This is a genomic window from Ruegeria sp. BHSB064 (assembly GCF_059613205.1).
Map to the genome: position 1 here is coordinate 1 of NZ_JBXWSB010000171.1, position 7,302 is coordinate 7,302.

Annotated in this window: 7 protein-coding genes and 1 pseudogene; 1 reads left to right on the forward strand and 7 read right to left on the reverse strand. The window is 58.3% G+C overall.

From position 1 onward, the window contains the following. Window positions 1–683, forward strand: a pseudogene (locus AC2FNU_RS22925) (peptidoglycan-binding domain-containing protein); the annotation flags it as partial. A gap of 84 nt (window positions 684–767) precedes the next feature. Here the strand turns inward: AC2FNU_RS22925 and nusG are convergent. From nusG to ccoP, 7 genes are all read right to left on the reverse strand, one after another. Beyond that, entirely contained in the window at window positions 768–1,301 is a 534-nt protein-coding gene (gene nusG, locus AC2FNU_RS22930; protein WP_171096042.1) for a transcription termination/antitermination protein NusG, read from the reverse strand. A 188-nt stretch (window positions 1,302–1,489) separates the two neighbouring features. Further along, window positions 1,490–1,687: a preprotein translocase subunit SecE gene (gene secE, locus AC2FNU_RS22935; RefSeq protein WP_050605011.1), complete on the reverse strand. Its 198-nt coding sequence runs from the start codon at window positions 1,685–1,687 to the stop codon at window positions 1,490–1,492. A gap of 91 nt (window positions 1,688–1,778) precedes the next feature. After that, entirely contained in the window at window positions 1,779–1,937 is a 159-nt protein-coding gene (gene ccoS / locus AC2FNU_RS22940) for a cbb3-type cytochrome oxidase assembly protein CcoS (protein WP_496793127.1), read from the reverse strand. Window positions 1,938–1,941: 4 nt separating this feature from the next. Beyond that, complete coding sequence (locus AC2FNU_RS22945) at window positions 1,942–4,119, reverse strand: heavy metal translocating P-type ATPase (RefSeq protein WP_496793130.1); 2,178 nt, start codon at window positions 4,117–4,119, stop codon at window positions 1,942–1,944. A 3-nt stretch (window positions 4,120–4,122) separates the two neighbouring features. Then, window positions 4,123–4,581, reverse strand: coding sequence for a FixH family protein (locus AC2FNU_RS22950; RefSeq protein ID WP_171095992.1), 459 nt, complete (start codon window positions 4,579–4,581; stop codon window positions 4,123–4,125). Window positions 4,582–4,583: 2 nt separating this feature from the next. Then, the gene (ccoG, locus tag AC2FNU_RS22955) at window positions 4,584–6,011 is read right to left on the reverse strand and encodes a cytochrome c oxidase accessory protein CcoG (protein WP_496793134.1); all 1,428 of its coding nucleotides are present in this window, start codon (window positions 6,009–6,011) and stop codon (window positions 4,584–4,586) included. Window positions 6,012–6,430: 419 nt separating this feature from the next. Beyond that, entirely contained in the window at window positions 6,431–7,294 is an 864-nt protein-coding gene (gene ccoP / locus AC2FNU_RS22960) for a cytochrome-c oxidase, cbb3-type subunit III (RefSeq protein WP_496793135.1), read from the reverse strand. Window positions 7,295–7,302: the final 8 nt, after the last annotated feature.

Below are 7,302 nucleotides of genomic sequence, written 5' to 3' on the forward strand. Positions count from 1 at the left end.
CAGCCGAACCCCAGACAGGCGCGACTGAAACAACTTCGGCCAGCTTGCCGAGCCTGTTTTCCGGCGGCACCGGAGGTCCTTCGCTCGCCAATCGATGCAGTGCGGTTATGCTTCAGACATCGACCAATGGCGGATACACAACTCTGTCAAACATGTCTGACCCTAATTTTGCGCTCAGCGAACAGTTCTGTCTCGCCCGCAGCTATGCAATGGGGCGTGGTGAAGATCTTATGAAGGACATTCAGGGACTGACACCGGATCAGGTGGCTGCTCAGTGCGCCTCTTACGGCGACATGTTGGCACCTCAGGTTGTTGCGCTGTCTCTCAGCTCTAAAACAGACGCGGAAACCCAGATGCGCAAGCTTGCGTTGGACTCGGGACTCAGCCCAGCAGATCTGGCAGCAACCAGCAAAGTCTGTCTGGCCATTGGATACCGTCAGGACAACATGGATGCCGCGATCGGTTCTGCGCTGATGCTGGTCGCGATGGGTGAACCCGCTTACGGCGAGCTGATCGGCCACCACCTGCGCGAGGGCTTCGGCGTTCAGGAACGCCGCGATCTTGCGATGCAGTGGTATGATGCGAGCCTTACCGCGCTGGACACTGGATCAGAGGCCGTCTTCCTACCGTCCCAGTCCGACCGTCCGCAACTGTTGCGCGCGGCTATGGTTCAGGCGCAATAAAAACGGGTCACTGAACAAATTCAGCTGCTAAAAAAACGCCGTGGCGCTCTTTGCGTCGCGGCGTTACAAATTCGATCTGAGCAATTAGCTCTGCTTAGTAACCTGCGTGAAGTCCAACTCGACCGGTGTCTCGCGACCAAAGATAGAAACCGAAACCTTCAGCTTCTGCGCCTCGTCGTCCACGCCTTCGACCATGCCGTCGAAATCCTCGAACGGGCCGTCGTTGACCTTGACCTTCTCGCCCACTTCGAAGGTGATCATCAGTTTCGGCGCTTCTTCGCCTTCCTGAACGCGGTTAAGAATCTGGTTCACCTCGGCATCGCGCATCGGCATCGGGCGACCCTGCGGGCCAAGGAAACCGGTGACGCGGTTGATCGAGTTGATCAGGTGATAGCCCTGATCCGACATTTCCATATGCACCAGCACGTAGCCGGGCATAAAGCGGCGCTCGGTGGTGACCTTCTTGCCCCGGCGCACTTCGATCACCTCTTCGGTGGGCACCAGCACTTCGTCGATATCGTCCTCAAGGCCCTGCTCAACCACCGACGTGCGGATCTGTTCTGCGATCTTCTTTTCGAAATTCGAAAGAACGCTGACCGAGTACCACCGTTTCGCCATGAACCTGTCGTCCTTGTCTGTCTTCGGGGTATCGGATTTACCGGATACGCCCGTCATTGAAATCTTATCACATCATCCGGAATAAAAAGCGGCGCGCAGCCCGAATCGCCACACGCCCATTCCGAATAGTCCTGCGTCAACTACTCTGACATTGCCTGCAGTGCAAGGGGGCTACAGCGTTTCGGCGCTTAGCTGAACGCGCCCAGGATCAGCTGAAGACCACCCCGGATGCCCAGATCGACCAACGCAAAGAATACAGCCGTAAGCGCCGCCATGATGAAAACCATAACCGTGGTCAACAGCACCTCACGCCGGGTCGGCCAGACGACCTTGGACACTTCGGCACGGACTTGCTGAATGAACTGAATCGGGTTGGTGGTGGCCATTTGGCGTGTTCTCTCTGCTAGCGGATGGCCCGGACATAACCGGGCATTGCGGCAATTTCAAGGGCAGTTGGATCAACTCTGCCCAATGCGGTCAGGGTTTGGGTTTGTCGTCCCACTCATCGCTGAGGATCCGGCGCGCATCGCCTTCGGGGTCTTCGTATTGGTTCGAACGAACAGTGTAGATAAAGGCGACCAGACCAACGCCGCCCAGCAGCAGGGAAATCGGGATCAGATAGGTAAGAACTTCCATCTGGTTACCTCAGCCGAAGAGCATTGAGTGACACGGTGATCGACGAGGTCGACATTGCCAAAGCCGCGATCAATGGAGTTGCAAGTCCGATCACCGCCAAAGGAACGGCAATCACGTTGTAGACGGTCGCGATGCGGAAGTTTTCGCGGATGCGTTTTGTCGCTTTGACCGCCGTGTCGCACGCATCCGCGATGGGGCTCAGGTCATTGCCCAACAACACAATGTCCGACGCCACCCGTGCAGCATCCAGCGCCGATGCCGGTGAGATCGAAACATGCGCCGCCGCCAAGGCCGCCGTGTCGTTCAGCCCGTCGCCCACCATCAGGACGTGATGACCCTGATCGCTGAGGTTCTGTATGCGCTGCGCCTTGTCCTGCGGCAATGCTTCGGCAATCCAATCTGTGATCCCCAGCTTTTCAGCCAACGCGCGCACAGCCCCCTGCGAGTCGCCGGACATCAGGACCACATGCTTACCAGCGGAACGCAAAGTGTCCACGGCCTCGGCCGCACCCGGGCGCAACGCGTCCGAGAACCGGAAGGCCGAAGGCGCATGATCGCCAATCGCCAGCCAAGCTGAGGTTTCACTCCCCTGCTCTGCCCCGACCCAAGCGGCCCGGCCCAAACGCACGCGTTGACCACGGTATTCACCTTCGGTGCCGTAACCGGGAACTTCAACAACACCCCGCACGTTGGCAGGTTTGATACCGGCCTCACGCGCGGCTTTCGCCAATGCCACAGACAATGGGTGTGCCGACGCCTCGGCCAGCGCCAAGGAAACTTCGACCTTCGCGCGGGAATGATCCCCCAAATTGACCAGTTCCGGCGCACCCGAGGTCAGAGTACCGGTTTTGTCGAACACCACTGTGTCAGCTTCAGACAGCCGCTCCAGCGCGGTTGCGTGTTTGATCAACATGCCTTTGCGGAACAACCGTCCCGACGCGGCGGTTGTCACCGCTGGAACAGCCAGACCCAGGGCACAGGGGCAGGTGATAATCAGAACCGCCGCCGCAATGTTCAGCGCTGTGCGGATATCGCCCGAGTAAATGTACCATCCCACAAAGCTGAGCGCTGATAGGATGTGTACACCCGGCGCATAAAGCTTGGCCGCTTTGTCAGCCAACGACGTATAGCGCGAACGACCGGATTCGGCGATGGCCACCAGATCCGCCATACGGTGCAGCGACGTATCCTCGCCCACTGCTGTTGCGCGCAATGTCAAAGGACCAGTCAGGTTGACCTCGCCCGCACTGACCAACTGGCCGATTTCGGCAAAAACAGGCACCGTTTCTCCGGTCAGTAGCGAGCGGTCGAGTTCGGACTGGCCCGACACGATCTCACCATCCACAGGCATACGACCACCGGGGCGCACAAGGATCAAATCGCCCACCTTCAGATCAGCAACTGCGATTTCTTGTTCCACGCCATCCACCAAACGGATTGCGCGCGGCACCTCAAGCGCGGTTAGTTCTTCGGCGGCGGATCGGGCTGCGGCACGGGTGCGGTAATCCAGATAGCGACCCGCCAAAAGGAAGAAGGTCAGGGTCAGAGCCGCATCGAAATAGGCGTGCTCGCCGCTCAGCGCGGTTTCCCAAAGCGATGTGACCAACGCCAGCAAGATCGCCAGCACAATGGGCACATCCATGTTCAGACGGCGCACCCGCAAGGCGCTCCAGGCATTGGCAAAGAAGGGCTGGGCTGAAAACGCGATGGCAGGCAGAGCAATCGCGGCAGAAATCCAGTGGAACATGTCCCGCGTGGCGTCAGTGGCCCCGGACCAGACCGAAACCGACAACAGCATAACGTTCATGGAAGCAAACCCGGCAACAGCCAGGCGCATCAGCAAGTCGCGCCCTGCCTTGTCCGTCTGTGTGGCCGACAAGGCGCCCGGATCGAGCTCATGCGCTTCAAAACCGGCTTTCTCAAGTACAGGGATCAGATCGACAGCACGCGTTTCAGGCGCTGCTTTGATCATCGCGCGTTTCAGGGTCAGGTTCACCCGTGCATCTTCGACGCCGGGATGCGCGTTCAATTCCCGCTCAACCGTTGCAATACAGGCCGAGCAGTGAATACCTGGCAATGACAGTGCAATCTGCACTTCCTCCAGAATCGGCTGGGCGGGTTCCACCGGTGCCGCAAGGCAGCCCGGGCAGGCTGCGGTGCCGGAAGAAAGCTGCGCGGTCATCGCTTATCCCTTCACATACAGCGGAACCCGCTGCGAAAACTCGGCGCCATCACTGTCCCGTGCCACCAGACGAATGTTCCAATTACCCTCGCCCAACGTGGCGGGCGTGGCGTAAGCCGTGCCATCAAAGGTGAAATCCGGTACGAAATCCTCGCGCACATGGGTCGCGCGGCCCACAACGGCCTGTAACTCGCTGACCTGAACCGGCGCACCGCTTTCGTCAGTGATGTGCAGGATCAGCAACCCGCCCTTGGTTTCGGCCCGAACGGTCCACCCCAGAGCCTGTTGCTCTTTCAGACGTTCATTAAACTCCTGACTGGCCACGTACGAGTTTTTGACCTCAAGCCCCGGGAAGGTTTTGACCGCGCTGTAGGCCAGCACAAGGTTCACGGTGATGATCACGCCAAAAGCGCCGATGAATACCGCCAAAGCGTGTTTTCCGGTGAATTTCCGTTCTGCCATGATCAGTTCCCCCGTCCGTTAAACGTGGTGTCCTTATAGGCCCGCTCACCGCTGCTCAGGTCTTCAACCCAGATGCGGACCGGCGTTGTATCCGCTCCGGCTGGGCCCGAGTCGCGGGACGAGATGATATACACTCGGGTCAATTGTGCCGTATCTGCCGGAACATTCACAGTGTGCAGGTTTGTGCCTTCGATTTCCAGACGCATAGCCGGATCGCCTGCCAAAGACAGAGTGAACAAACGATCTTCGCCATGTTTGTTACGCAGACGCACGTCATAGGTGTTGCGAATTGTGCCATCGGACAGGGTCACAAATGTCGGGTTGCGAACCGGTGCAACTGTCAGGTCAATATCCGAGCGGATGAACAAAGCGAACAGCAACGCAAAACCAACCAGCGACCACAGGGCCGTGTATAGGATCGTGCGGGCGCGGAATATATGCGTCCATACACTTTTCGGCGGCTGCCCTGACCGCTCGCGCGTTTCATCGCTGAGGGCCATATAATCAATCAGCCCGCGCGGCTTACCGATCTTGGCCATCATGTCATCGCAGGCATCAATACACAGGGCGCAGGTGATGCATTCCAGCTGCTGACCATCGCGAATGTCGATCCCAACCGGGCAGACGTTCACGCAGGCCATGCAGTCGATGCAATCCCCCAACTCGGAATCCGCGGTCCGCTTGCCTTTTCCCCGTGGTTCGCCGCGCCACTCACGGTAGCCGACAACAAGCGTATCTTCGTCCATCATCGCCGCCTGAATGCGTGGCCAGGGGCAGGCGTAGATACAGATCTGTTCGCGGGCGAAACCGCCAAAGAAGAACGTGGTGCCGGTCAGGATCAGCATCGTCGTATATGCCACCGGATGCGCGTTGCCTGTGACCAGATCCACCAAAAGCGTCGGGGCATCTGCAAAATAGAAGACCCAGGCCCCGCCGGTTGCCAGACCGATCAGGAACCAGACGGTCCATTTCGTGGCCCGCAGCCGGACCTTGCGAAGATCGAGCTTTTCTTGCCGGTGCAGGCGCAGACGGGCGTTTCGATCCCCTTCGATCCAACGTTCAACCAGAATGAACAAGTCGGTCCAAACCGTTTGCGGGCAGGCATAACCACACCAGACACGCCCTAGGGCCGAAGTGAACAGGAACAGGCCCAGACCGGCCATGATGAGCAGACCGGCGACAAAGTAAAATTCGTGGGGCCAGATTTCGATCCAGAAGAAATAGAACCGACGGTTCGCCAAATCCAGCAATACTGCTTGATCCGGCAGGCTTGGTCCGCGATCCCACCGGATCCAGGGCGTCACATAGTAGATGCCCAATGTCACGATCAGGATGATCCATTTCAGGTTCCGAAACGGCCCTGAGACACGTCTTGGAAAGATCGGTTCTCTGGGGGCGTAAAGGCTGGGGGCGGGATCGGAATCGCTCACTGGCTGGCTCCACAAATGGGTCTTCTGAAGGCGACTTGTTCCAGATCACGGGCAAGCGAACTTTGACATGGGTCAAAACGCGCATCGAACACACATCTTTTGCAAATCAACCGACCCTGAGAGTGTCGGAGCAAAGGTGTTTTGCCCGCTTTTTCACTTAATTTAGCAGAAAAACTGTGTTTTTGGCGAAACGCGCCGTGTCGCGGGTCAACCTTTGATCACATACCGACCAATTGTCGCAGCCCAAGGCTGTGCCTGCCCGGACGCATCAAAGCCGCCCGCATCACTGCAGACAGCTCAACTCAACAGGCAGAATGTGATAAAAGTGGGCACCGGCTGTTCAGGAAACGCGCGAACAGATGGAACAGCCGGTGCCACAGCCTTCGGGCAGCGAACTGCCCGAAGGTGTTCCTTATAGTTTACTGACCACCACCCAACTGGTGGACATAGGCCGTCACGGCGCGGATCTGCGCGTCGGTCAGGCGGTTTTCCCATGGGGGCATTACGCCAAAGCGGCTGTATGTGACTGTTTCGGTCAGGGCCTCTTCGCTGCCACCATAGAGCCAGATTGCGTCGGTCAGGTTCGGCGCGCCCTGGAAGACGTCGCCCTGGCCGTTTTCGCCGTGGCAGGCAGCACAGTTGTCCTCAAAGACAACCTTGCCTGCTTGCGCCGCCGCATCGTCCGTCTGCGCATTGGTCAGAGACATGACATATTGGACAACCTGGGTGATCTCTTCACTTTCGAGAATCTCACCAAAGGCCGGCATTTCAGAATAGCGCGCATCGTCGCTTTCTTCGTTCCGGATGCCATAGGCAACGGTGTACTCGATATCTTCAAGCGTACCGCCCCACAGCCAGGCGTCGTCCAACAGGTTGGGGAAGCCGGGCGCGCCCTGAGCACCGGAACCGTGGCACTGTGCGCACCACGTGCGGAACACGGCACCGCCAGAGTTTACAGCGTATTGCTGCAGTTCGGGGTCCTTCGAGATGTCTTCCAGCGGTGTCTCAACCAGCTTGGCATTCCAAGGGGCGTTTGCCTCTTCGAACGAAACCAGCTCCTGCTGAACCAGCTCACGCGAGGACCATCCCAGAACCCCTGCTGTTGCAGATTGAACCAGCGGCCATGCCGGATACATGATCGTATAGATCAGACCCCAGAAAATGGTCGCATAGAAGGTCCACAGCCACCAGCGCGGCATCGGGTTGTCGAATTCCTCGATCCCATCCCAGGAATGGCCGGTTGTGTTTGGATCACCCGGCTGTTTTTCAGGTGTCTTGCTCATTGCCGCGC